Genomic DNA, 21,350 nt, shown 5'->3' with positions numbered 1-21,350 from the left:
CCCATGGAAACCCCAGTACTCGAACGCGGCCAGGAAAAAGCCCAGACACAGGGTGTCGTGGACTGCGACGTCCATCCGGCCTTCTCCCGGCCGGACCAGCTGCTCGACTACCTGCCCGAACGGTGGAAAACGCATGTGCGGGATTTCGCGGTGCGCACGGCAAACCCTTTGCTCGGCACGCTGCCCTATCCGCGCATGACGCCGGGCAACGGCATGCGCCGCGATTCCTGGCCGCCGAACGGCGGCCCGCCGGCATCGGATCTGGCATTCCTGCAGCAACAGCTGCTTGACCAGTGCAACATCGACTACGGCATCCTTCAGCCGCTCGCCGCCGGCAGTGTCGCCTTCAACCAGGAGCTCGGGGCAGCGCTTTGTGCGGCCCTCAACGACTGGCAGATCGACAAGTTTGCCGGACCTGAGCCGCGCCTGAAAGCGTCTATCTGCGTACCCCAGGAGGACGCGAGGGAATCGGTTGCGGAAATCGACCGGCGCGTCACCGACCGCCGTTTTGTGCAGATCGCCATGCCGCCGCGCACGCTGGAACCCTGCGGCCGCCGCCGCTACTGGCCGATCTACGAGGCGGCCGAGCATTACGGCCTGCCGATCGGGCTGCATACCAGCGCCTTCGGCTACCGCCCCAACACGCCGTCCGGCTGGAGCTCGTTTTATCTGGAGGAGCACTATGCCGCCTCCAACAGCCTCCAGACCGTGCTATCGAGCATGATCCTCGAAGGCGTGTTCGAGCAGTTCCCGAAGCTGAAGATCGTGCTGGTCGAAGGCGGCTTCTCCTGGCTGCCGTCGCTCGTCTGGCGCCTCGACCGCGAATGGAAGCGCATGCGCGACGAGGTTCCGCATGTGAAGCGCAAGCCGTCCGAATATGTGCGCGAGAATTTCTGGTACACGACCCAGCCGATCGAGGAGCCGGAGAACAACCGGCATCTCCTCGATATCCTGCGCTGGATCGGCACCGGCCGGCTGATGTTCTCGACCGACTATCCGCACTGGGATTTCGACGACCCACGCTTCGCCTTCAAGGTGCCGCTGACGCAGGCCGAGCGCTCCGCGATCTTCCGCGACAACGCGGTGGACTTGTTTGGCCTGAAATGAGCACGGCAGAGAACCCGACCCGGGAAAAGCGCCCGCCCGCCCGCCACGTAGTCGCTCGTGTCGACGAGATCGCGTCGGGCGCTTCCAGGCTGGTGCATGTGGAAGGCCGGGACATCGCGATCTTCAATGTCGCGGGCGAGTTCATGGCCATCGCCAACCGCTGTCCGCACGAAGGGGCTGACCTGTGCAAGGGCAAGCTCCTCTCGCTCTTCGAGTCCGACGAGCCTGGTGTCGTCAGGATGAGCCGTCGCGGCGAGCTGGTGCGCTGTCCCTGGCACGGCTGGGAATTCGACCTGCGTTCGGGAAAATCCTGGTGCGACCCGGCGCGGACGAGGGTCAAGAGCTACGACGTCGCCGTGGAACACGGCGCCAGGCTCGTCGAGGGGACCTATCGCGCGGAGGTCTTCAAGATCTCCGTCGATGACGACTATCTCGTCTTGGAACTCTGAGCGAACCGAGCACCGATTTGTTCGGCAGCCGGATTGCGATCAGGCCCCGTGTAAAATGCTGAAGAATCACGATCTCATCGAGGTCCGGACGCCGATACCGCGCCGGTCAGTATGGCAGGGACGGGAGTAGAAGCCGGAATTTATCGGGCCTGAAACGACAAAAGCGCGCCAAAAAGCGCGCTTTTGTTGAAAATGGCTCCCCGGGCCGGATTCGAACCGGCGACCTGTCGATTAACAGTCGAATGCTCTACCGCTGAGCTACCAGGGATCATCCGCGAAGGGCCGCGGCGTGTGCGGCGGGTAATACAAATGCTTTTCGCTTTTGCCAAGCGGTTTTTGCAAAAAAATCAAACTTGATTGTTTTATCCCCGGTAAAGCCCCATTTCCCGGGCAAAGAAAGGCCTTGAACCGGCGAGGATAATCGAGAGTGGCAGGCGAACGGAAACCGAAGCGATTTGGAATGGACCCGCAGAGCGGCAAGCTGGCGGTCGGCAGCGCACAGATTCCCATGCCGCGCTCGCGGATCGGCCGGGTCGTCGTCGGTCTCGGCCTGATTTCCGGCGGTGTGCTCGGCTTCCTGCCGATCCTTGGCTTCTGGATGCTGCCGCTGGGCTTCCTGGTGCTCTCGCACGATCTGCCCTTCGTGCGGCGTCAGCGGCGCCGCGTGGCGCTCTGGTGGGCAAGGCGGCGGGCGTCCAAGACCGGGGAGCCGTGAGGCTGCCCGATCAGGCGAACATTGACGCGATACCCTGGCCGGCGCTGAATGCCAGGTAGGCAAGCACGGCGAAATAGATCACCGTCACGACGTTGAAGAGGTAGCCGCCGAGCACGACCAGCCCGTCGCGCTGGATCATGCCGGTCGACAGAAGCAGGATTGCGATCGCCGGCAGCGTATTGGAGAAGGGCACCAGACCCAGCGGAAACATCAGGAGCACGCCACCGACCGTGATCGCCAGGCCGTTCACCCGGTTGACGAGCCGCCCGGTGGTCAAGGCGGAGATGCGCGGCTTCAGGAACCGGTCCAGCCGCGAGACGATGCTGACGCCTTTTTCCAGCGCCGGCAGCAGTTTCTTCGTATCGAGCTCACGGTCGAGGATTTTCTTCGGCAGCCACGGCAGCCGGTTTGCGGTGATCGCCAGGCTGATCAGGATGATCGCCGCCCCGAACACGGTACTGACGCCGGGGATAGACACAGGGAGGAGAAAGGGCAGGGAGGCGACGGCGCAGATGAGCAGCAGCCCCTGTTCGCCGACCGCATCCATCAACTGGCGCAGCGTCACCGACTGACCCGTGATGCCGTCGATAAGCTGCCGCAGCGTGCCGCTCAGCGAGGTTGAGGTATCGTCGAACTCGATGCTTGCGCTCACTCTTCGTTTCTCCATTCCGCTTCAATTGAGCGGCATGGATATCAACAAACCGTGTCCTCGCAAAGGCGCGAGCCACAACCTGCCGGAAACGTGAACGCCCGGCGTCTCATGAAATCAAAAGGCTACGCAGTCCGGCAGTCGGCTATCAGGACTGTGCCCAATAATCGTACGCGCCGCAGGCCAGCACGATTGCGAGGACCGCCAGGACCACCGGATTGAGCGTGGTGATGAATTCCAGATACTGCAGCACGGTCTCCTCCTACCGCATGTTCGCCGCCCGGTGCTCCCCCACCCGGCAACAACCTAATTGTACCATAGTCGCTGAGCTGTCGCTACTTTAGTGTTACCGCAGGGACTCTGGCGCATCTCTCCTCGAATCACTAGGATTGCTGCCGGGATTGAAGACGAGGGTGAACATGGGTCTGAGAGTGATCGAGGGCGGGCTTGTGGCCTGCGCGGCGACGCCTGCCGATCTGGCTGAGGGCAACACGCCGAGCCGCGATGACGTGCTTCGCGAGGCCGAGCGGCGGATCAGGTCGACCGGGTACGAAACCTGGCGCAATCGCGAAACAATGACCGGCATACCGGTGCCGCGCGAAATCCGTTATCTGGCCATGCAGATCGGTTTCGTGGCCGAAGCCATCGCCAGATTGGCCGACATTCCGGCTGATTATCGTTCCGACTACTACTGGCCGGCGTAAGCGCCGCCGTGCGATCGGCAGGCTTTAAAACAGGGTCATGAAAAGATGCCCTACATGCGGAATGCCGGAAAGCGAACCAACGATTGCGCACGCCGCTACGGCGTTAGAAACACCGAGGTTCAATTTGAATCATCGCCGGCCGAAGGCTTCGCCTCATGAACCCGCATCGGATCGAAGTCAGTTCAGCATCTTCGCTTCGATACTGGCGAGAATGAAGGTTTCCCGCACCTTTTCCAGGGGGAGCTTGCGCTGCAGGCAGGCGGCGCATTCCTTCAGGGCCTTGATGTAATAGGTGCCTTCGCGCACCGGCCAGCGCCAGTTGAGGTACTCCAGGGCTTCTTTTGGCCCGTGGATCGTCTCGGGGAAACCGTATCCAACGCGTACTCTGACCGGGGAACTCCACACGGCATCATCTGTTTCAGTTACGCTACTCGTCATGTCCACACCTTGCATTGCGGCGTGGAGAACTCATCCGGACGGATTTGGTTCCGTGGGTTTGGTGAATTTTTTATGAAACCCGCCCGGGGATGCCGCCGGCGCTCGTCCCCGGGTACGCCGGGCGCCGGCTGCGAGGCGATTATCGACCTGTCGGCAGCGGCCTTTTTCGCCTCATGCAGGAAAAAAATGACAAACGGGCCAAACCCGCTTGCGCCGTTATTCGATTCGTTCTAAACGCCCGACACCACTCGCTCTTTATGCGTTCGGACGGCCTCGTGGCGGAGTGGTGACGCAGAGGACTGCAAATCCTTGCACCCGAGTTCGATTCTCGGCGAGGCCTCCAATTCCCCTTCTGTGCGGACCTATTCCTCAAATCCAAACGTGCTTTAATACCAAGCATTTACCACGCGTTTTTGTGTGCACTGCAACATGGTTAATTTTTAACTTTCTCCTCCTAGGCTCGGAACAGAAAGGCCCGCTCAGCAATTACGGGGTGGAACGGAGGGAAGGCGCATGATCACCAGGATAATCAACGTACACCGTCAGGCGACCAACGAGGTCGAAGGCACCGGCACATTCGCCGACGGCATGTTCCCGCTGACCTCCGCCGAGCAGTCCGCCTTCGACAAGGACCACAGCCTGCGTTCCTCCTATGGTCGGGACTACGTGACCATCCGCAAGCTGGAAGAAGCGCCGCCGGCCTACGCTTGAGCCTGGCCCGCCAGGGTTGCGCCCGCGGAGAGGGAGGCTGTCTCCTGCGCTTTTTTGCTTCGAAACCGGCCAGTGTCTTGAAAGCATGTCTTGCCGTCAGTAAGACGGTCATGCGTGAACCGGCGCATCGCCGAATGATTTGGGACGACTGAAATGATGGATTTCGAAGCAGCACGGACGAAGATGGTCGAAAATCAGATCCGCACCACCGATGTCACGTCGCATTCGGTTCTGCGGGCCTTTTACAATGTTCCGCGCGAAGCCTTCGTGCCGGCAAAGGCAAAGTCGCTCGCCTATATCGATACGGACATCGAAATTGCCCCCGGTCGCTATCTTATGGAGGCTTCGCCGCTTGCCAAGCTTCTGCAGCTTGCGGCAATCACCAAGGACGACGTCGTGCTCGAAATCGGCACCGGCAGCGGCTATGCGACCGCCGTCCTGTCGCTGATCGCCGGCTCGGTTGTCTCGCTGGAGGCGGATGAGGCGCTGGCCGCGCAGGCAACTGCAACGCTTTCCGCGCTCGGCTATGACAATGTTGCAATCGTCAACGGCGAGCTCGAAAAGGGATTTGCCGCCGAGGCCCCTTATGATCTGGTCTTCATCAACGGCGCCGTCGAGGAAGTGCCTTCCGCTCTTCTGGAACAGCTGCGCGATGGCGGCCGGCTGGTCGCGGTCGTCGGTTATGGCAATGCCGCGCAGGCAAAGGTGCTGGTGAAGGAGCAGGGTGCGATCTCCGAGAACACCTATTTCAACGCCTCCGTGAAGCCGCTTCCGGGCTTCCGCAAGGCGAAGGAATTCGTGTTCTGATCGATCGGCGCGGTTCGAACGGCATGAACGGGAAGGGGCCTTGCGGCCCCTTTGTCGTTTCCGGCGGTGCCATCTGTTTATTTCACGCCAGTGTCACCTGTTTCCGGCAAGTGTGACTTACGGGATTCACAAGGCCAACAAAACTGTGTATCGGTAGAAGGCCTGGGGCACTTGTCATTGTTTCCAGCCCCCCCAACACCTTAGAGTAACGTCGATTCGGTTCACCCTCCACGGGGCCGATTCGAGTGCCGGTAACAGCGGGGATGAAAATGGCTCAGCCAAATGTAGCGCGTGAACCCTCCATGGAAGAAATCTTGGCGTCCATTCGCCGGATCATTGAAAGCAATGAGCCGAATGCCGAGAACGCGCCCAGCGGCCAGCTCCCCCCCGTGTATGGCGACGATGAGATGGAAGACGGCGAAGAGACGGGCTTTGTTCCCGAGATGGCTGCCAATGACCGCGGCGCTCCATCGCGCAGCGAGCCGATGAACTACGCGTCCGGATCGCCCGGCCAGACGGCGCAGCAGGATCGTACACTGTCGCTCGCCGATGTCGCCGCAAGGGTCCGGGCCGCTTCGACCCGCCAGCAGGAGACCGGCACGGTGCGCCTTTCGTCCGCCTCGACTGCGCCGGCTCCGGCCCCCTCGGCACAGACGTTGTCTTCGCCCGCACCGATGGCACGTCAGGAGCCGGCTCCGCTTCGTCCGCAGATGCCGCGCATGCCCGAATTCCGCGAACCGGTCGCCCAGGCCGCCCCCGTCACGCAGGCCGCTCCGGCTTCGCAGACGGCTGCACCGCAGCCGGAGCCGGTTCAGCGCGTCATGATGCCGGTCTTCGACCCGCCGCTGTCGGCCCCGCTCAGAGCTGAAACGGCGGTTCGGCCGGAACCGAAGATTGAACCGAAGCCTGAGCCGAAACTCGCCGCAGAACCGGCCCCGCGCAGCCTGCCGGCGAAGATAGAGGAGACCGCGAACCTGCTGTCCGCCGAGGCAGGCGCCCAGGTCGCAAAATCCTTCAGCGAGCTCGCCTCGGTGTTCAACGGCATGGAGCGCCGCTCGCTCGAAGACATGGCCGGCGACATGCTGCGCCCGATGCTGCAGGAATGGCTTGACGACAACCTGCCGACGCTGGTCGAGCGCCTCGTGCGCGAGGAAATCGAACGCGTGTCCCGCGGCACGCGCCGCTAAACCGTTCTTGAGGTCGACCAAGACGGCCGCTCCGGCGACGGGGCGGCTTTTTTATTGACTTGGAACACCCCATCCTATTTACACCCCGATAGCTCTCAAAGAACAAAAACGGGTCAGGAAATGCTCGAAAAGACCTATGATTCCGCAGAAGTAGAACCGAGGATCGCCAAGGCCTGGGACGAGGCCGATGCTTTTCGCGCCGGCGCCAACGCCAAGCCGGGCGCGGAAACCTTCACGATCGTGATCCCGCCGCCGAACGTGACCGGTTCGCTGCACATGGGCCACGCGCTCAACAACACGCTGCAGGACATCATGATCCGCTTCGAGCGGATGCGCGGCAAGGACGTGCTGTGGCAGCCGGGCATGGACCATGCGGGCATCGCCACCCAGATGGTCGTCGAGCGCCAGTTGATGGAGCGCCAGCTTCCGGGCCGCCGCGAAATGGGCCGCGAGGCCTTCATTGACCGGGTCTGGGAATGGAAAGAGGAATCCGGTGGCCTGATCTTCAACCAGCTGAAGCGCCTCGGCGCCTCCTGTGACTGGTCGCGCGAACGTTTCACCATGGACGAGGGCCTGTCGGCCGCGGTCCTGGAAGTCTTCGTCACGCTCTACAAGCAGGGCCTGATCTACAAGGACAAGCGCCTCGTCAACTGGGACCCGAAGCTGCTGACGGCGATCTCCGACCTCGAAGTCGAGCAGCACGAGGTCAACGGCAATCTCTGGCATTTCCGCTATCCGCTGGAAGAAGGCGTCACCTACCAGTATCCGGTCACATTCGACGAAGACGGCAATGCGACCGAATTCGAGACGCGTGACTATATCGTCGTCGCGACGACGCGTCCCGAAACCATGCTCGGCGATACCGGCATTGCGGTGAACCCCGAGGACGAGCGCTACAGGGCTATCGTCGGCAAGCACGTCATCCTGCCGATCGTCGGCCGCAGGATCCCGATCGTTGCGGACGACTATGCCGATCCGACCGCCGGTACCGGTGCCGTCAAGATCACCCCCGCGCACGACTTCAACGACTTCGAGGTCGGCAAGCGGGCACGGCTGCGCGCCATCAACATCATGAATATCGACGGCACGATCACCCTCAAGGACAACGAGGACTTCCTCGAAGGCCTCGACCATCCAGCCGCTCTTCACGGCGCCTGGGACCGTCTCGAGGGCCAGGATCGTTTCACCGCCCGCAAGATCGTCGTCGAGATTTTCGAGGAAGCAGGCCTGCTCGACAAGGTCGAGCCGCACAAGCACATGGTTCCGCATGGCGACCGCGGGGGGGTGCCGATCGAGCCGAGGCTGACCGAACAATGGTATGTCGACGCCCACACCCTGGCGCAGCCGGCGATCGCTTCCGTCAAGGAAGGGCGCACCAAGTTCGTGCCCAAGAACTGGGACAAGACCTATTTCGAATGGATGGAGAACATCCAGCCCTGGTGCATCTCGCGCCAGCTCTGGTGGGGGCACCAGATCCCGGCCTGGTACGGTCCGGACGGCCAGGTCTTCGTTGAAAAGACCGAGGAGGAGGCGCTGCAGGCCGCCATCCAGCATTACCTCTCGCACGAAGGCCCGATGAAGGCCCTCGTTGAGGATCTCCTGGAGAATTTCAAGCCGGGCGAGATATTGACCCGCGACGAGGACGTGCTCGATACCTGGTTCTCGTCGGCGCTCTGGCCGTTCTCGACGCTCGGCTGGCCCGACCAGACGAGGGAGCTCGAAAAATACTATCCGACCAGCACGCTGGTCACCGGCTTCGACATCATCTTCTTCTGGGTCGCCCGCATGATGATGATGGGCCTTCACTTCATGAAGGACGAGGACGGCAATCCGGTCGAGCCCTTCCATACCGTCTATGTCCACGCGCTCGTTCGCGACAAGAACGGTCAGAAGATGTCGAAGTCGAAGGGCAACGTCATCGATCCGCTCGACCTGATCGACGAATACGGCGCCGACGCGCTGCGTTTCACGCTGGCGATCATGGCGGCCCAGGGACGCGACGTGAAGCTCGATCCGGCCCGCATCGCCGGTTACCGCAATTTCGGCACCAAGCTCTGGAACGCTACCCGCTTTGCCGAGATGAATGGTGTCAAGCGCGATCCGGCCTTCCTGCCGGAGACGACGGCGTTGACCGTCAACCGCTGGATCCTGACGGAGCTTTCCGAGACCATCCGCGACGTCACGGAGGCGATCGAGACCCAGCGCTTCAACGAAGCGGCGGGTTCGCTCTACCGTTTCGTCTGGAACCAGGTCTGCGACTGGTATCTGGAACTCCTGAAGCCGATCTTCGCGAGCGAAGACGAGAAGGCCAAGGCGGAGGCCCAGGCCTGTGCGGCCTACGTGCTGGAAGAAACCTACAAGCTCCTGCATCCGTTCATGCCGTTCATGACGGAGGAACTCTGGGCCCATACGGAAACGCGCGACGGCCTGCTTTGCCACGCTGACTGGCCGGCACCGGAATTCGCCGATCCGGCGGCTGCGGAGGAGATCAACTGGCTGGTCGACCTGGTGACCGGCCTGCGTTCGGCCCGCGCCGAGATGAACGTGCCGCCATCGGCCGTTGCGCCGCTGATCGTCGTCGGCGCCAATGAGCTGACCCAGGCGCGTCTGCGCCGTCACGAGGCGGCCGTCCGCCGCCTTGCGCGCGTGGAGACCATCGAGCTTGCCGATGCAGCGCCGAAGGGTTCAGCCCAGATCGTCGTCGGCGAGGCAACCGCCTGCCTGCCGCTCGGCAACCTGATCGACCTCGTGGCCGAGAAGGCGCGCATCGAGAAGGCAGTCGGCAAGACCGAGGCCGAGATGGACCGTATCGGCAAGAAACTGGCCAACGAGAGGTTCGTCGCCAATGCCGATCCCGAGGTGGTTGCTGCCGAGCGCGAACGCTTCGCGGAGCTCGAAGTTCAGATGGCGAACCTGAAGACCGCTCTGCTGCGCATCAGCGAAGCTGGCTGACGGTCTTCATTTGTGAATCAGGGGAATAGCCGCGCCGGAAACGGACGCGGCATTTCGCTTTCGCAACCATTGTTGGTCCTGTCTTCCATGTGTGCAACTGCTCACTTGCAGAAAGCCGCATTGTTGCCACATTGACACAGATAGCCGGCTTAAAATAATAAAATTCTAATTTTACCGAATCCATTTAGAGAGAAAGAGCAATTTTGTGCCGAAATCGGCATCAAAGCCCAGGTTCCTGGTTTGCTTACGTAAATCCGTTGGGCGTTTGCGCCGCGAAGCGCCGGACAGCCGAAAGTTGTCAATTAGAGCGAACCATCTAGAGTGATTTCGGTCACTTACCAGGGAGTGGGAGATTTTATGGTAAGCAAGTTTATCACGGGGAGCCTCCTAGCTCTTGCCGCGGCGAGTTTCGGGCAAACTCAGGCCCACGCAGGTGGTTTCTCTTGGGGCGAGGCTAGTACGGACATTCTGTATGAGCGGAAGAACGTGGCGGTCGAAGCCGGTGTGATCTACGTCAATCCACATCGGAAATACGATACGATCAGCGGTGCAAGTGCTTCTGACAGCCGTTTCTCGCAGGATTATTTCATTCCGGATATCGCTGTCATGGGGCGTCTCTCGGATACTTTTGCTTGTGCGTTCACTTATACAAGACCGTTCGGCGGCGACTCGAAATACGGCCCTCAGGCGCAAGCGGCTGATTTGGCTTCAAGCCCGCCAACAGCTTATAGCAGCAAGAAGTTCCATACCAATGAGTATGGCGGCACATGCGACGTCAGTTTCGAACTCGGCAAGGGCCGGCTGCATTTCATCGGCGGCGGTTTCATGCAGGATTTCGACTACGAAGCGGTTGCTAACATCGGAACTCTCAGGCTCCAAGACGATTCGGCCTTCGGCTACCGCATAGGCATCGGCTACGACATCCCTGAATATGCGCTTCGTGCGCAGTTGATGTATCGGTCGCAAGTCAAACATGAGGCAGATGGCGATTTTACTGTGGCTGGCAGCGGGGCAGTACTTGGTGCCACTGGCTATGGTTCCTTGCCTCAGTCGGTAAAGCTTAATCTGCAAAGCGGTGTCGCGCCCGGTTGGTTGGTCTACGGTTCAGTAGAATGGACAGATTGGAGCGTTCTGCAGACGCTGAATTATAACATTAATGTTCTCGGGGCTCGCCAGGACGTCTACAATTGGCGTGACGGCTGGACCATTGTGGGCGGCGTCGGTCACCAGTTCACGGACAAGATCGCGGGCACGGTTAACGTTCGCTGGGACAAGGGCGTCGGTAGCGGCGCCGACATCATGACCGACACCTGGACACTTGGCGTCGGTGCTTCCATTGACTGTGGCCCGGGTCAGCTCCGCGTCGGAGGTGGTATCAGCTATCTGACCTCGGGTAGCCAATCGGTCGCCAAGGGCGCGGGCTTCAACGCCACGGCAGATGGCGACTGGGCTTATGCACTGGCGGCCAGCTACAACATCAAGTTCTAAGAAGTCTGAGATGAAGATCGGTGTCGGGCATGGATAGCCAGACTATCCTATCCGGCGCCGATTGTCGGCCGCACGGTTTCTGAACAGTTGTCCAAGTCGGCCGGCCCGGATTTAGTCATTCCGTCTTGTGACGATTTAGCAACACTTTTTCGAGACTATTGTCAGGCCTCTTGCGAGGGGCGTTTCTGTCCACTTCCCGCCACAAACGGGGAGCAGCGATAGAGGAAGAACAGGCGCGGAACGCGGGGGCGGGGCGCGTAATTGGAGTATCATGGGCGGGTTTCTTTATGAAAAGCCGGGCTTTTTGCGCTCAGGCAGGCGGATTTTGATGCCGTGCTGTCCTGCCGCAATTGTTGCGGTTCTGGGTCCTAGTCTTGCCGAAAACGGCGGCTACAGTTTCATTCGTCTCTCGGGAGGAGCAGGCACGGGATATCCCCGGACAAATCTTGTTCCGGCAGCGAGCGATGCTCGGGCTGCGGCGGGTCGTCGCGCGCGGAGTGAAAGAAACTGAACCATGTCGAAGTCTGTTTTTGGATCCATGAGAGTATTGCTTCTTGGAGCGTCGCTCGCCTCGATTTTGGCGGGATCGGCGGCGGCCTTCGACATCAAGTCCGGCGTGACGAAGGAGTCGGGCCCTTTCGATCTCTTCAAGTTCGGCTTCAAAGCCTATAAGAACGGCCAGAAGGAAGATGCGGTCGAAGCCTATCGCTACGCCGCCGAAAAAGGCCATACCGGTTCGCGCTGGGCGCTAGCCAATATGTACGCCTATGGCGACGGCGTCGCGAAGGACGATTTCGAGGCCTTCAAGATCTATAACGAAATTGCATCGCAAGGTGTCGAACCCGGCTCGGAAGATACCGGCTTCTTCATCAACGCGCTTCTGTCATTGGCGAACTATTATCGACGCGGCATTCCCGGCAGCCCGGTCAAGCCCGATCTGTCGCAGGCGCGACAACTCTATTTCCAGGCGGCATCCACGTTCGGCGTGGCGGAAGCACAGTTTCAGCTCGCCCGGATGATTCTGGCCGGCGAGGGCGGAACCGCCAATATCCAGCAGGCAAAGAAATGGCTGAATCAGGCCCGCAAGAGCGGCCACCCGGGCGCCATGGCAGTTTTCGGCAACGTCCTCTTCCAGGAAGGCCAGACGGTGCGCGGGCTCGCCTTCATGACCGCGGCGTTGGACAAGTGCACCGCCAAGGAATGTATCTGGATGCAGCAATTGCAGGAACAGGCATTCTCGGTCGTCGGCGAAGAGGATCGCCGCGGTGCGGTCGCCCTGTCGCAGGAGTTCGCCCGAGGCGTCGAATAACCGACGCCTCGCCGTTATTCTTGACGGTCAGCTAAAATCGAACATACCAATGACGGGTACGTGGTCGGACGGCTTTTCCCAGGCCCGGACATGTTTCTCGATCGCCGTGGATTTCAGCCTGTCGGCGGCTTCCGCCGATAGCAGGAGATGGTCGATGCGGATGCCGTTGTTCTTCTGCCAGGCACCGGCCTGGTAATCCCAGAAGGAGTAGAGCTTGGTCGCGTCGGTCGTGGCGCGGACGGCATCGATGAGACCGAGATTTTCGAGCCTGCGGAAAGCGGCACGGGTCTGCGGCAGGAAAAGCGCGTCCGTTGCCCAGACGGCCGGGTCGAAGCAGTCATGCGGCTCGGGAATGACATTGTAGTCGCCGGCAAGGATGAGCGGTTCTTCAAGTAGAAGGCAGTTCTGCGCGTGCTGGCGCAACCGCTCCATCCAGGCGAGCTTGTAAGGATATTTGACCGGGTCGTCGGCCGGGTTACCGTTCGGCAGGTAGATGGAGGCGACGCGGATCGCGCCCCCCGGCACCGAAAACACGCCTTCGATGTAACGCGACTGCTCGTCCGTCTGTCCGTCCGGGCCTTCGCCGCCCGGCAGGCCGCGCATCACCTCGTCGGGCTTGGTCTTCGACAGCAGCGCGACGCCGTTGAAACCCTTCTGGCCGTGGGTCTCGACGTGATAGCCGAGCGCCTCGATCTCGAGCCGCGGGAAGGTTTCATCGACGGATTTGATTTCCTGCAGGCAGACGATGTCCGGGGAGGAATCGGTCAGCCACTGGCGCAGGTTGTCGATACGCGCCTTGACGCCGTTGATGTTCCAGGTGGCGATCTTCATCGGCCCTTGCCTCCATGTTCGCTTCCTCTTTTAGCGAAAGAGGAAGCGTTGGGAAGGGCGAACTGCGTGGGAAGAAGGGTTATCAGATCGAGAAGCTGGTGCCGCAGCCACAGCTGGCGACCGCGTTGGGGTTCTTGATCTGGAAGGACTGGCCGAGCAGGTTGTCGACGAAGTCGATCTCGGAGCCAGCCATGTAGACGAGCGACAGGCTGTCGATCAGCACCTTGGCGTCGCCATTGGCGATCACCACGTCGTCGTCCCCGGGCGCCTCGGCGAGATCGAACTTGTAGGAGAAGCCCGAACAGCCGCCGCCTTCGACCGAGACGCGCAGCGCCTGCTTGCCGGCTTCGTTGCCGACGATTTCGGCGATGCGCTTGGCCGCCGCATTCGAAAGAGTTACATTTGTTTCCATATTATCCGCCTCCTGCCGGGTTCAAGGCCCGGAGAGATTCCTGTCACCGGCATTGCGCACAGCTTCACTATAGGTATGAAGACGTGAAGGGCACGTCAATGGGCGGCAGGCTGCGGATGAACAAACGGGTGACGGCATGACGATCGATACCAGGGCACTGGGTTTCGGCAGTGGCGAGCGGGCGGTCTATGCCGCCAATCCCTGGGCATCGCGAGGTCGGCTGTTTCCCGAGGATAGCAGCCTGACGCGTTCCGAATTCCAGCGCGACCGCGACCGCATCGTCCACACGACCGCATTCCGGCGGCTGAAGCACAAGACGCAGGTCTTCATCAGCCCCGACGGCGACCATTACCGCACAAGGCTCACCCACACGGTTGAGGTGGCGCAGATCGCCCGGGCGCTCGCCCGTGCCCTGAAACTCGACGAGGATCTCGCCGAAGGTGTGGCGCTGGTCCACGACTTCGGCCACACCCCATTCGGCCATACCGGCGAGGACGCGCTGGACGAGATGCTGAAGCCCTATGGCGGCTTCGACCACAATGCCCAGTCGCTGCGCATCGTCACCAAGCTGGAGCGCCGTTATGCGGATTTCGATGGGCTCAACCTCACCTGGGAAAGCCTCGAAGGCCTCGTCAAGCACAATGGTCCGCTCCTGACCCAGACTGGTGAAGGGACGAGCGCACCGGTGCCCCAGCCGATCCGCGACTATTGCGAGCTGCATGACCTGGAGCTCGCCAGCTATGCCAGCCTGGAGGCGCAGGTCGCGGCGATCGCCGACGATATCGCCTACAATACCCATGACATAGACGACGGACTGCGCTCCGGCCTGCTGACCTTCGAGATGCTGGATGAGGTTCCGTTCCTCGCCAGACTGATGGCGGAGGTGAGGGCGCGTTATCCGCATCTCGAACCGAGCCGTTTCGCCCATGAGATCATGCGCCGGCAGATCACCCACATGGTCGAGGACGTCATCGACGTGGCACAGAACAATCTCGGCAAGGTGGATCCGCAGAGCGCCGCCGACGTCCGTGCCGCGGGGCATGTCATCGCCACGTTCTCTGAGGAGATGGCCGAGACCGACCGCTGCATCAAGAAGCTGCTGTTCTCGCGCATTTACCGGCATCCGGACATCATGCGCATCCGCGCTGGCGCCTCGCAGATCGTCACCGATCTCTTCAGTGCCTATATGAATGATCCGTCGCTGATGCGCAGCCACTATTGGGTCAACCATATTGCCGGGCTCGGCGAGACGGCGAGGGCGCGCCACGTGGGCGATTATCTCGCGGGAATGACAGATACGTTTGCGATCAAGGCGCATGGGGAGCTGTTTGACCAGACTCCGGATTTGCGCTAGGCACCGCCACCAATGACACTGGCCAGCAAGGGTCCTCGGGCGCGTCTCGGGGATGATTGAACATGAATCTTTTTGCCGACTTCGAAACAAGAATTAAGAACGCTTTGGAAAGCCTTGATATCATCAAGGAAAAGCGAAGCGAGCTTGATTTTAGCCGTATCGCAGTTGAGCCGCCGCGGGACCAGAGCCACGGCGATGTGGCGACCAATGCCGCCATGGTTCTGGCAAAACCGCTCGGCACCAATCCGCGTGCGCTTGCCGATATCATCGCCGAAGCGCTGCGTACGGATGCCGATGTCAGCGAGGTTTCTGTCGCCGGTCCCGGCTTCATCAATATCCGTCTTGGCGCCCCTTACTGGCAGCGCCTGCTCGCCTCGATGATTGCCGAGGGCACGGACTACGGCCGTTCCAAGGTTGGTGCAGAGAAAAAGGCGAATGTCGAATACGTCTCGGCCAACCCGACCGGCCCGATGCATGTCGGCCATTGCCGTGGCGCGGTGGTGGGGGATGCCCTGGCGAACCTGATGAAATTCGCCGGCTACGACGTGACCAAGGAATACTATATCAACGATGCCGGCAGCCAGATCGATGTTCTGGCCCGGTCCGTCTTCCTGCGGTACCGCGAGGCTCTCGGAGAGACGATCGGCGAAATCCCCTCGGGCCTTTATCCGGGCGACTACCTCGTGCCGGTCGGTCAGGCTCTCGCAGAGGAATACGGCCCGCGTCTACACGCCATGCCGGAAGATGCCTGGATGCCGATCGTCAAGGACAAGGCGATCGACGCGATGATGGCGCTGATCCGCGACGATCTTGAAGCCCTCAACGTCCATCACGACGTCTTCTATTCGGAGCGGGCATTGCATGCCAATGGCGCGCAGCGCATCCGCCAGGCGATCAACGACCTCACCTTCAAGGGGCACGTCTACAAGGGCACCTTGCCGCCGCCCAAGGGCCAATTGCCGGAAGACTGGGAGGACCGCGAGCAGACGCTGTTCCGCTCCACCGATGTGGGCGACGATATGGATCGGCCGCTGATCAAGTCGGACGGCAGCTATACTTATTTTGCGGCCGATGTTGCCTACTTCAAGGACAAGTTCGATCGTGGTTACGACGAGATGATCTATGTGCTCGGCGCCGACCATGGCGGCTACGTCAAGCGCCTGGAAGCCGTCGCGCGCGCCGTCTCCGCCGGCAAGGCCAAGCTCACCGTGCTCCTCTGCCAGCTCGTCAAACTGTACCGGAATGGCGAGCCGGTGAAGATGTCGAAGCGCTCCGGCAACTTCGTGACCCTTCGCGAGGTGGTCGACGAGGTCGGCCGCGACGCGGTGCGCTTCATGATGCTCTACAGGAAGAGCTCGGAGCCGCTCGACTTCGACTTTGCCAAGGTGACCGAACAGTCGAAGGACAATCCGGTCTTCTACGTGCAGTATGCCCATGCGCGCTGCTCGTCGGTGTTCCGGCAGGCAAAGGAAGCCTTCCCGGGTCTCGATTTTGATTCGCTCGACCTCAAAGGCTCAAGCAGCCTGATCAACGATCCGAACGAGATGCAGCTGGTAGCCAAGCTTGCGGAATACCCCAGGATCATTGAGGCTGCGGCCCAGGCGCAGGAGCCGCACCGGCTTGCTTTTTACCTCTACGATCTGGCAAGTTTCTTCCATGCGCACTGGAATAAAGGTAAAGAACAACCGGAATTACGCTTTGTTAACGATAAAAACCGAGAATTGAGTATTGCCAGGCTTGGGCTGGTGCATGCTGTCGCCTCTGTTTTGAAGTCAGGACTTGGGATCACGGGCACCGCGGCACCGGAAGAAATGCGGTAGATATCGCCACCATTTCCCCACATTGCACTGGCATATGCGTTGTAATGTAGGTGAGTGGACGAGGTAATGGCCGATAACAACCTTGCGCGTAGCCGGAATGATTTACCGGACTTCTTTGCCGATGATGACCCGCTGGCAGAACTCGCCCGCATCGTAGGCTACGACGATCTTCCCGTCGCAGCCAGGCCCGGATCATCTTCTGCGGATACGTTATCATCTGCGCGGCGGGAGCCGGCGTTTAATCTCGAAGACGAGCTTCTTCAGGAGTTCGAACGCTATGACGCGCCGCACCTTGATCCCGTTCACGATATTGCGATCGACGATGTCCCTCAGTTTTTCACTGAGCCTGCGCCCGATATCGCGGTCGCCGCGCCACCGGTAGAGCCGGAGGAACTGGAGTTCGTTCCGTCCGAAACTGCCGCGGTAGAAACTGCCGCGGTAGAAGTGCCGCAGGCCTTCCTGCCGGCCGATAGTGCTGTCGGCGCGCGCGCTGAGCTTTTCGGTGACGAGGAACCGCCGTTGGCGGTTGATGCCATCGACGAGAGTGTTGCTGCGGAGCCGGAATTCGAGCCGGCTGTCGAAACCGCGCGCATGGAGCCCATTTTCGATCTGCCCGATTTCCCCGCAGCAGGTTCGATGTCGCCCGCCGCGTCGATGGAAGACCCGGCGGAGGAGTTCGATCTCGCTGCGGAGTTGGAAACCTCGATCGCGGCGGAGCCCTATGCGGCAGTCGAGCCCGAAGTGACGTTCGAGCCCGAAGCGAAATTCGAGCCGGAGGTCCGGTTCGTGCCTCAGGCGACATTCGAACCCGAGGCAGCCCCTGAGCCCGAGGCGGCATTCGAGCCTGAAGCGAAATTAGAACCCGAAGCGAAGTTTGAGCCGGAGCCAAAGACGGAGAGGGGCAAGGGTGCCTACATTCCCGGCTTCCGGATGCCGCTCAGCAATTTCAGCGTGGCACGAGACGTCTCTGCGGCTTCCGCACAGGCGGCTGTAACCACTTCTCAAGCGGCAGCACCTGCACCGAACGAATATGCTTTCGAGCCTCAGGTTCTGGAAGATAGCCCGAAGATCGAGCCGGCACCGGCTGCCGGTCCGCAGGTTTCCGTAAAAGCCCCGGAACCGCAGGCCCAGGAACTGCAGCCTGCGCCCGTCACCGTTGCGCCGATCGCCGCCATACCAGCCGCTGCGCCGCAAAAGGATAGGTTCTCCGCGCTTGACGAACTGATCTACGACGTCCAGCGCTATACGCTGCCCACCTCGAACGGGCAGCCGCTCGCGACCCCTGCGGCTAGGCCAGAGCCGGCCGTCACGCACCCCGCCGCATCCGTGGCGTCCGCTGCCCCCGTTGTTGCCAATGCGCCGGTTGCCAAGCCCCCGGTTGCCGAACTGAATTCTCTGGACGAGACGGATCCGTTCTCCGATGAAGAATTCGAGTTGGCGCTCGATGGTCTCGAACTCGACCTTGCCGAGATCGTTGTCGAAGAAGCGCAGGCACATCAGGTTCAGGCACCGTCTCCGGCGGTTGCCCCTGCGATAGCGGAACCTGCGCCTGCCGCCGCTCCTTCCATGGTGCCGGTCGCGCGCGTTGCGCCCGTCCCCGCTATGGCGGCACCGGTCGTGGAGACGCAGGTCGTAGAAGAGCCTGAAGCGATTGCCGACCTGCCGTTCGATCCGACCCAGATTGCCGATTCGGAAGACCAGGTGGAGGCCATCGCCGAACTCGACGTACCGTCGCTGCCGGCGGAGGAGCCGGAACAGCCGCCGGCCTATCGTCCCGATTACGAACTCGACATCGATGCCGAGCTTGCGACGCTGCTGGCCGCGCCCGGCAAGCCGGCCTCGGCGCCGGCACGCAAGCCGGAGATCGATATCGCGCCGAGGGGCCAGCAGGCTGCGGCCGAAGCCGGCCGTTCGCCGGCCTATACCGATCTCGACGATTTCGAGCGGGCTCTGGAAGAGGACTTCCGCCGCAGCCTGACGACGCCGCTGCCGGCCGCCGAGCATGAGGAACTGCACTATTCCGACGCCGACTATGTCGCGACCGTCGAGAACGCCCGTCGTTCCGTCCGCAGTTGGGCCGTGCCGCTGGTCCTTGCCGGGGTTGTGATCCTTGGAGGTGTCGGCGCCTACGCGTTCTTCGGCAGCAGCGTGTCCGGTGTCGTATCAGGCGGCGAACCGGTCATCATTGCGGCCGACAACGAACCGATCAAGATTGCTCCGGAAAATCCGGGCGGCAAGACCGTCCCCAACCAGGACAAGGCGGTCTACGACCGCGTCGCCGGCGTTTCGCCGAAGGATCCGAAGCAACGCACCCTGATCTCCTCCAATGAGGAGCCTATCGACGTTGTACAGAAGACCCTGATGCCCGATACGCTGCCGCTCGAAGGCGAGAACGATATCGAGCCGACCGATGTCGGCGAGACGCAGGATCCGCGCCTCCTGCCGCAAGATCAGACCGCGCAAAACAATGCCTCTTCCGAGCAGCAGCCCGTGACCGTCATGCCGCGCAAGGTCAAGACGATGATCGTCCGCCCCGACGGCAAGCTGGTCGAGCAGGAAATTGCAGCCCCGGCGCTTGCCGCGCCGGAAACCGCCAAGCTGCCCGCCGCCGGCGCAAAGCCGGTTGAAACGGCGGCTGCCTTCCCCGAGAAGGTCCCGGCGTCCGTGCCGGCGACACCGGTCCGTACGCAACCCCAGCCGGCCAACTCGAATGCCGGCACTGGGGGTATCGTTCCGGTTTCGGCACCCGCCAATCCGGCGGCTCCGGCCGAGCATGTCAACGTGGTGAGAACGAACCCGGTCACGCCGCCCGTCGCAGCCGCTCCCGCCCAGCCGACCCCGGTCGCCGCGGCCCCTGCTGCCGCGCAGGCTCCGGCGCCTGTCGCTCCGGTTCAGGCTTCTGCACCTGCGGCGAAGGCTCCGGTTCCGATCGCACGTCCGTCCGAACAGCCGGTCAATGTGGTCGCAGCCGTCACCGATCAGGGCAATGTCCGTGCTCCGGGCCAGCAGTCAGCCGCCGCTCCGGCATCTGCACAAAACCAGGTCGCTTCGCTGGGTTCCGGTGACTACATAATCCAGATCGCCTCGCTGCCGTCCCAGGCGGAAGCCCAGAAATCCTACCAGAGCCTGTCGGCCAAGTTCGGCAGCGTCATCGGCGGGCGCGGTGTCGATATCAAGGCTGCTGAGATCGCCGGCAAGGGCACGTTCTACCGCGTCCGTATTCCGGCCGGCAGCAAGAACGACGCCGTGGCACTCTGCGAACGGTATCGCGCCGCCGGCGGCACCTGCCTGGTCGGCCGGTAAGCGCCGAAAAAGCGAAGAAACCGGACGGGGCGCCTGGGCGCCCCGTTTTTCGTTGGCCCCCCAATGATCTAAGATCGAGCCATGAGCGAATCAAAAGCAATGATCCTGGGCTCCAGCGGCCCGACCCTCACCGCAGACGAAGTGGCGCTTTATCGGGATGAACGACCTTGGGGCTTCATCCTGTTTGCCCGCAATTGCGTCGAGCCGTCGCAGATCACCGATCTCGTCGCCGCCATGCGCGATGCCGTCGGCCGGCCGGATGCGCCAGTGCTGATCGACCAGGAGGGCGGCCGCGTCCAGCGCATCCGCCCGCCAATGATCGAGCGTTATCCCTCGGCCGCCGTGCTCGGTGAGCTTTACCGGCAGGATCGCGAGAAGGGACTGCGGGCAGCTTGGCTGATGTCGCGCCTGCATGCCTTCGACCTGATGAAATTCGGCATCAATGTCGATTGCCTGCCCGTACTCGACGTACCGATCGAAGGGGCAAGCAACGTCATCGGCGATCGCGCCTACGGTTTCGATCCGAAGACGGTTGCCGAAATGGGTCAGGCTGCCGCCGACGGTCTCAAGGCGGGCGGCATGCTGCCGGTGATGAAGCATATGCCGGGTCATGGCCGCGGAATGGCCGACAGCCATCACGAACTGCCGGTGGTCACTGTCTCGCGCGCAGAACTCGAAGCGCACGACTTCCTGCCCTTCGTCGCCATGAAGGACGAGCTGATGGCGATGAGCGCCCATATCGTCTTCACCGCTATCGACCCGAACGAGCCGGCGACCATTTCACGCAAGGTGATCGACGAAATCATCCGCGGCCATATCGGCTTCGACGGGCTGCTGATGTCCGACGACACGTCGATGAATGCACTGAAGGGCACGATCGGCGAGCGCGCGGCAAGAATCGTTGGGGGCGGCTGCGATATTGTCTTGCATTGCAACGGCGTGATGGACGAAATGAAGGCCGTCGTGAAGGAAGCGATACCGCTCGGCGGCGAAGCGTTGCGGCGTGCGAAGGCGGTGGAAGCGGCCTTCGGCCGGGGCGACGGCTTGAGCGAGGAGGCGGTCCGCGCGGAGTTCCAGGGTCTTCTCGCCGTCTCCTGACGGCGGTCGACAGCAA

The 21,350-nt window shown here is 61.7% G+C and carries 18 protein-coding genes and 2 tRNA genes; 15 read left to right on the top strand and 5 right to left on the bottom strand.

Translation table 11 applies throughout. From position 1 onward, the window contains the following. Positions 1-3: 3 nt before the first annotated feature. On the top strand, positions 4-1,107 hold the full coding sequence (locus ABCW43_RS02840; protein WP_345922034.1) for an amidohydrolase family protein: 1,104 nt from the start codon (positions 4-6) through the stop codon (positions 1,105-1,107). Then, positions 1,104-1,556, top strand: a complete 453-nt coding sequence (locus tag ABCW43_RS02835; RefSeq protein ID WP_345922033.1) for a Rieske (2Fe-2S) protein — start codon at positions 1,104-1,106, stop codon at positions 1,554-1,556. The genes ABCW43_RS02840 and ABCW43_RS02835 overlap by 4 nt, the downstream gene beginning before the upstream one ends. A gap of 193 nt (positions 1,557-1,749) precedes the next feature. On the opposite strand, the gene ABCW43_RS02830 is transcribed toward ABCW43_RS02835, so the two are convergent. After that, positions 1,750-1,824: transfer RNA gene (locus ABCW43_RS02830), tRNA-Asn, on the bottom strand. A gap of 192 nt (positions 1,825-2,016) precedes the next feature. On the opposite strand from ABCW43_RS02830, the gene ABCW43_RS02825 reads away from it, so the two are divergent. Beyond that, entirely contained in the window at positions 2,017-2,271 is a 255-nt protein-coding gene (locus tag ABCW43_RS02825; RefSeq protein WP_345923311.1) for a hypothetical protein, read from the top strand. A 10-nt stretch (positions 2,272-2,281) separates the two neighbouring features. Here ABCW43_RS02825 and ABCW43_RS02820 read toward each other — a convergent pair whose 3' ends face one another. After that, on the bottom strand, positions 2,282-2,938 hold the full coding sequence (locus ABCW43_RS02820) for an exopolysaccharide biosynthesis protein (protein ID WP_345922032.1): 657 nt from the start codon (positions 2,936-2,938) through the stop codon (positions 2,282-2,284). 401 nt (positions 2,939-3,339) lie between these two features. Between ABCW43_RS02820 and ABCW43_RS02815 the strand changes: the two genes are divergently transcribed. After that, positions 3,340-3,624, top strand: coding sequence for a hypothetical protein (locus ABCW43_RS02815; protein WP_345922031.1), 285 nt, complete (start codon positions 3,340-3,342; stop codon positions 3,622-3,624). A gap of 177 nt (positions 3,625-3,801) precedes the next feature. Here the strand turns inward: ABCW43_RS02815 and ABCW43_RS02810 are convergent, their stop codons facing one another. Next, complete coding sequence (locus ABCW43_RS02810) at positions 3,802-4,062, bottom strand: DUF982 domain-containing protein (protein ID WP_345922030.1); 261 nt, start codon at positions 4,060-4,062, stop codon at positions 3,802-3,804. A gap of 269 nt (positions 4,063-4,331) precedes the next feature. Here ABCW43_RS02810 and ABCW43_RS02805 point away from each other — a divergent pair. The 7 genes from ABCW43_RS02805 to exoR all read left to right on the top strand — a co-directional run bounded on the left by ABCW43_RS02805 (position 4,332) and on the right by exoR (position 12,516). Next, a tRNA-Cys gene (locus tag ABCW43_RS02805) sits at positions 4,332-4,405 on the top strand. Between the two features lie 170 nt (positions 4,406-4,575). Beyond that, entirely contained in the window at positions 4,576-4,773 is a 198-nt protein-coding gene (locus tag ABCW43_RS02800; protein ID WP_255740646.1) for a hypothetical protein, read from the top strand. Positions 4,774-4,926: 153 nt separating this feature from the next. Further along, positions 4,927-5,580, top strand: coding sequence for a protein-L-isoaspartate O-methyltransferase family protein (locus tag ABCW43_RS02795; RefSeq protein WP_345922029.1), 654 nt, complete (start codon positions 4,927-4,929; stop codon positions 5,578-5,580). Between the two features lie 269 nt (positions 5,581-5,849). Next, positions 5,850-6,767 carry a DUF2497 domain-containing protein gene (locus ABCW43_RS02790; protein ID WP_345922028.1) on the top strand — a complete coding sequence of 306 codons (918 nt, stop codon included), beginning with the start codon at positions 5,850-5,852 and terminating at the stop codon, positions 6,765-6,767. A gap of 120 nt (positions 6,768-6,887) precedes the next feature. Next, positions 6,888-9,719: a valine--tRNA ligase gene (locus tag ABCW43_RS02785; RefSeq protein WP_345922027.1), complete on the top strand. Its 2,832-nt coding sequence runs from the start codon at positions 6,888-6,890 to the stop codon at positions 9,717-9,719. A gap of 357 nt (positions 9,720-10,076) precedes the next feature. Further along, positions 10,077-11,207, top strand: coding sequence for an OmpP1/FadL family transporter (locus tag ABCW43_RS02780; RefSeq protein WP_345922026.1), 1,131 nt, complete (start codon positions 10,077-10,079; stop codon positions 11,205-11,207). Between the two features lie 514 nt (positions 11,208-11,721). Further along, positions 11,722-12,516: an exopolysaccharide production regulator ExoR gene (gene exoR / locus ABCW43_RS02775; RefSeq protein ID WP_345922024.1), complete on the top strand. Its 795-nt coding sequence runs from the start codon at positions 11,722-11,724 to the stop codon at positions 12,514-12,516. A gap of 27 nt (positions 12,517-12,543) precedes the next feature. Here the strand turns inward: exoR and xth are convergent, their stop codons facing one another. Next, entirely contained in the window at positions 12,544-13,347 is an 804-nt protein-coding gene (gene xth / locus ABCW43_RS02770; RefSeq protein ID WP_345922023.1) for an exodeoxyribonuclease III, read from the bottom strand. A gap of 82 nt (positions 13,348-13,429) precedes the next feature. Beyond that, positions 13,430-13,759, bottom strand: a complete 330-nt coding sequence (gene erpA, locus ABCW43_RS02765) for an iron-sulfur cluster insertion protein ErpA (RefSeq protein WP_037084555.1) — start codon at positions 13,757-13,759, stop codon at positions 13,430-13,432. 136 nt (positions 13,760-13,895) lie between these two features. Between erpA and ABCW43_RS02760 the strand changes: the two genes are divergently transcribed. The 4 genes from ABCW43_RS02760 (at position 13,896) to nagZ (ending at position 21,334) form a co-directional block, all read left to right on the top strand. Beyond that, the gene (locus ABCW43_RS02760; protein WP_345922022.1) at positions 13,896-15,113 is read left to right on the top strand and encodes a deoxyguanosinetriphosphate triphosphohydrolase; all 1,218 of its coding nucleotides are present in this window, start codon (positions 13,896-13,898) and stop codon (positions 15,111-15,113) included. A gap of 62 nt (positions 15,114-15,175) precedes the next feature. Next, complete coding sequence (gene argS, locus ABCW43_RS02755; protein WP_345922021.1) at positions 15,176-16,933, top strand: arginine--tRNA ligase; 1,758 nt, start codon at positions 15,176-15,178, stop codon at positions 16,931-16,933. Positions 16,934-16,999: 66 nt separating this feature from the next. After that, on the top strand, positions 17,000-20,236 hold the full coding sequence (locus tag ABCW43_RS02750; protein ID WP_345922020.1) for an SPOR domain-containing protein: 3,237 nt from the start codon (positions 17,000-17,002) through the stop codon (positions 20,234-20,236). A gap of 81 nt (positions 20,237-20,317) precedes the next feature. Further along, on the top strand, positions 20,318-21,334 hold the full coding sequence (gene nagZ, locus ABCW43_RS02745; RefSeq protein WP_345922019.1) for a beta-N-acetylhexosaminidase: 1,017 nt from the start codon (positions 20,318-20,320) through the stop codon (positions 21,332-21,334). The last annotated feature ends 16 nt before the right edge of the window (positions 21,335-21,350 follow it).

Source organism: Neorhizobium tunisiense, assembly GCF_039631515.1.
Lineage (GTDB): Bacteria > Pseudomonadota > Alphaproteobacteria > Rhizobiales > Rhizobiaceae > Neorhizobium.
Note: the sequence above shows the minus strand (reverse complement) of the source record. Positions and strands in the feature narration are given on the sequence as shown.

Excerpts from the sequence above, each read along its gene's own strand:
- ABCW43_RS02785 (WP_345922027.1), top strand. The coding sequence starts at position 6,888 with ATGCTCGAAAAGACCTATGATTCCGCAGAAGTAGAACCGAGGATCGCC.
- argS (WP_345922021.1), top strand. The coding sequence starts at position 15,176 with ATGAATCTTTTTGCCGACTTCGAAACAAGAATTAAGAACGCTTTGGAA.
- exoR (WP_345922024.1), top strand. The coding sequence starts at position 11,722 with ATGTCGAAGTCTGTTTTTGGATCCATGAGAGTATTGCTTCTTGGAGCG.
- ABCW43_RS02815 (WP_345922031.1), top strand. The coding sequence starts at position 3,340 with ATGGGTCTGAGAGTGATCGAGGGCGGGCTTGTGGCCTGCGCGGCGACG.
- erpA (WP_037084555.1), bottom strand. The coding sequence starts at position 13,759 with ATGGAAACAAATGTAACTCTTTCGAATGCGGCGGCCAAGCGCATCGCC.
- ABCW43_RS02840 (WP_345922034.1), top strand. The coding sequence starts at position 4 with ATGGAAACCCCAGTACTCGAACGCGGCCAGGAAAAAGCCCAGACACAG.
- ABCW43_RS02750 (WP_345922020.1), top strand. The coding sequence starts at position 17,000 with ATGGCCGATAACAACCTTGCGCGTAGCCGGAATGATTTACCGGACTTC.
- ABCW43_RS02810 (WP_345922030.1), bottom strand. The coding sequence starts at position 4,062 with ATGACGAGTAGCGTAACTGAAACAGATGATGCCGTGTGGAGTTCCCCG.
- ABCW43_RS02825 (WP_345923311.1), top strand. The coding sequence starts at position 2,017 with ATGGACCCGCAGAGCGGCAAGCTGGCGGTCGGCAGCGCACAGATTCCC.
- nagZ (WP_345922019.1), top strand. The coding sequence starts at position 20,318 with ATGAGCGAATCAAAAGCAATGATCCTGGGCTCCAGCGGCCCGACCCTC.
- ABCW43_RS02760 (WP_345922022.1), top strand. The coding sequence starts at position 13,896 with ATGACGATCGATACCAGGGCACTGGGTTTCGGCAGTGGCGAGCGGGCG.
- ABCW43_RS02820 (WP_345922032.1), bottom strand. The coding sequence starts at position 2,938 with ATGGAGAAACGAAGAGTGAGCGCAAGCATCGAGTTCGACGATACCTCA.
- ABCW43_RS02790 (WP_345922028.1), top strand. The coding sequence starts at position 5,850 with ATGGCTCAGCCAAATGTAGCGCGTGAACCCTCCATGGAAGAAATCTTG.
- ABCW43_RS02835 (WP_345922033.1), top strand. The coding sequence starts at position 1,104 with ATGAGCACGGCAGAGAACCCGACCCGGGAAAAGCGCCCGCCCGCCCGC.
- ABCW43_RS02795 (WP_345922029.1), top strand. The coding sequence starts at position 4,927 with ATGATGGATTTCGAAGCAGCACGGACGAAGATGGTCGAAAATCAGATC.
- xth (WP_345922023.1), bottom strand. The coding sequence starts at position 13,347 with ATGAAGATCGCCACCTGGAACATCAACGGCGTCAAGGCGCGTATCGAC.
- ABCW43_RS02780 (WP_345922026.1), top strand. The coding sequence starts at position 10,077 with ATGGTAAGCAAGTTTATCACGGGGAGCCTCCTAGCTCTTGCCGCGGCG.
- ABCW43_RS02800 (WP_255740646.1), top strand. The coding sequence starts at position 4,576 with ATGATCACCAGGATAATCAACGTACACCGTCAGGCGACCAACGAGGTC.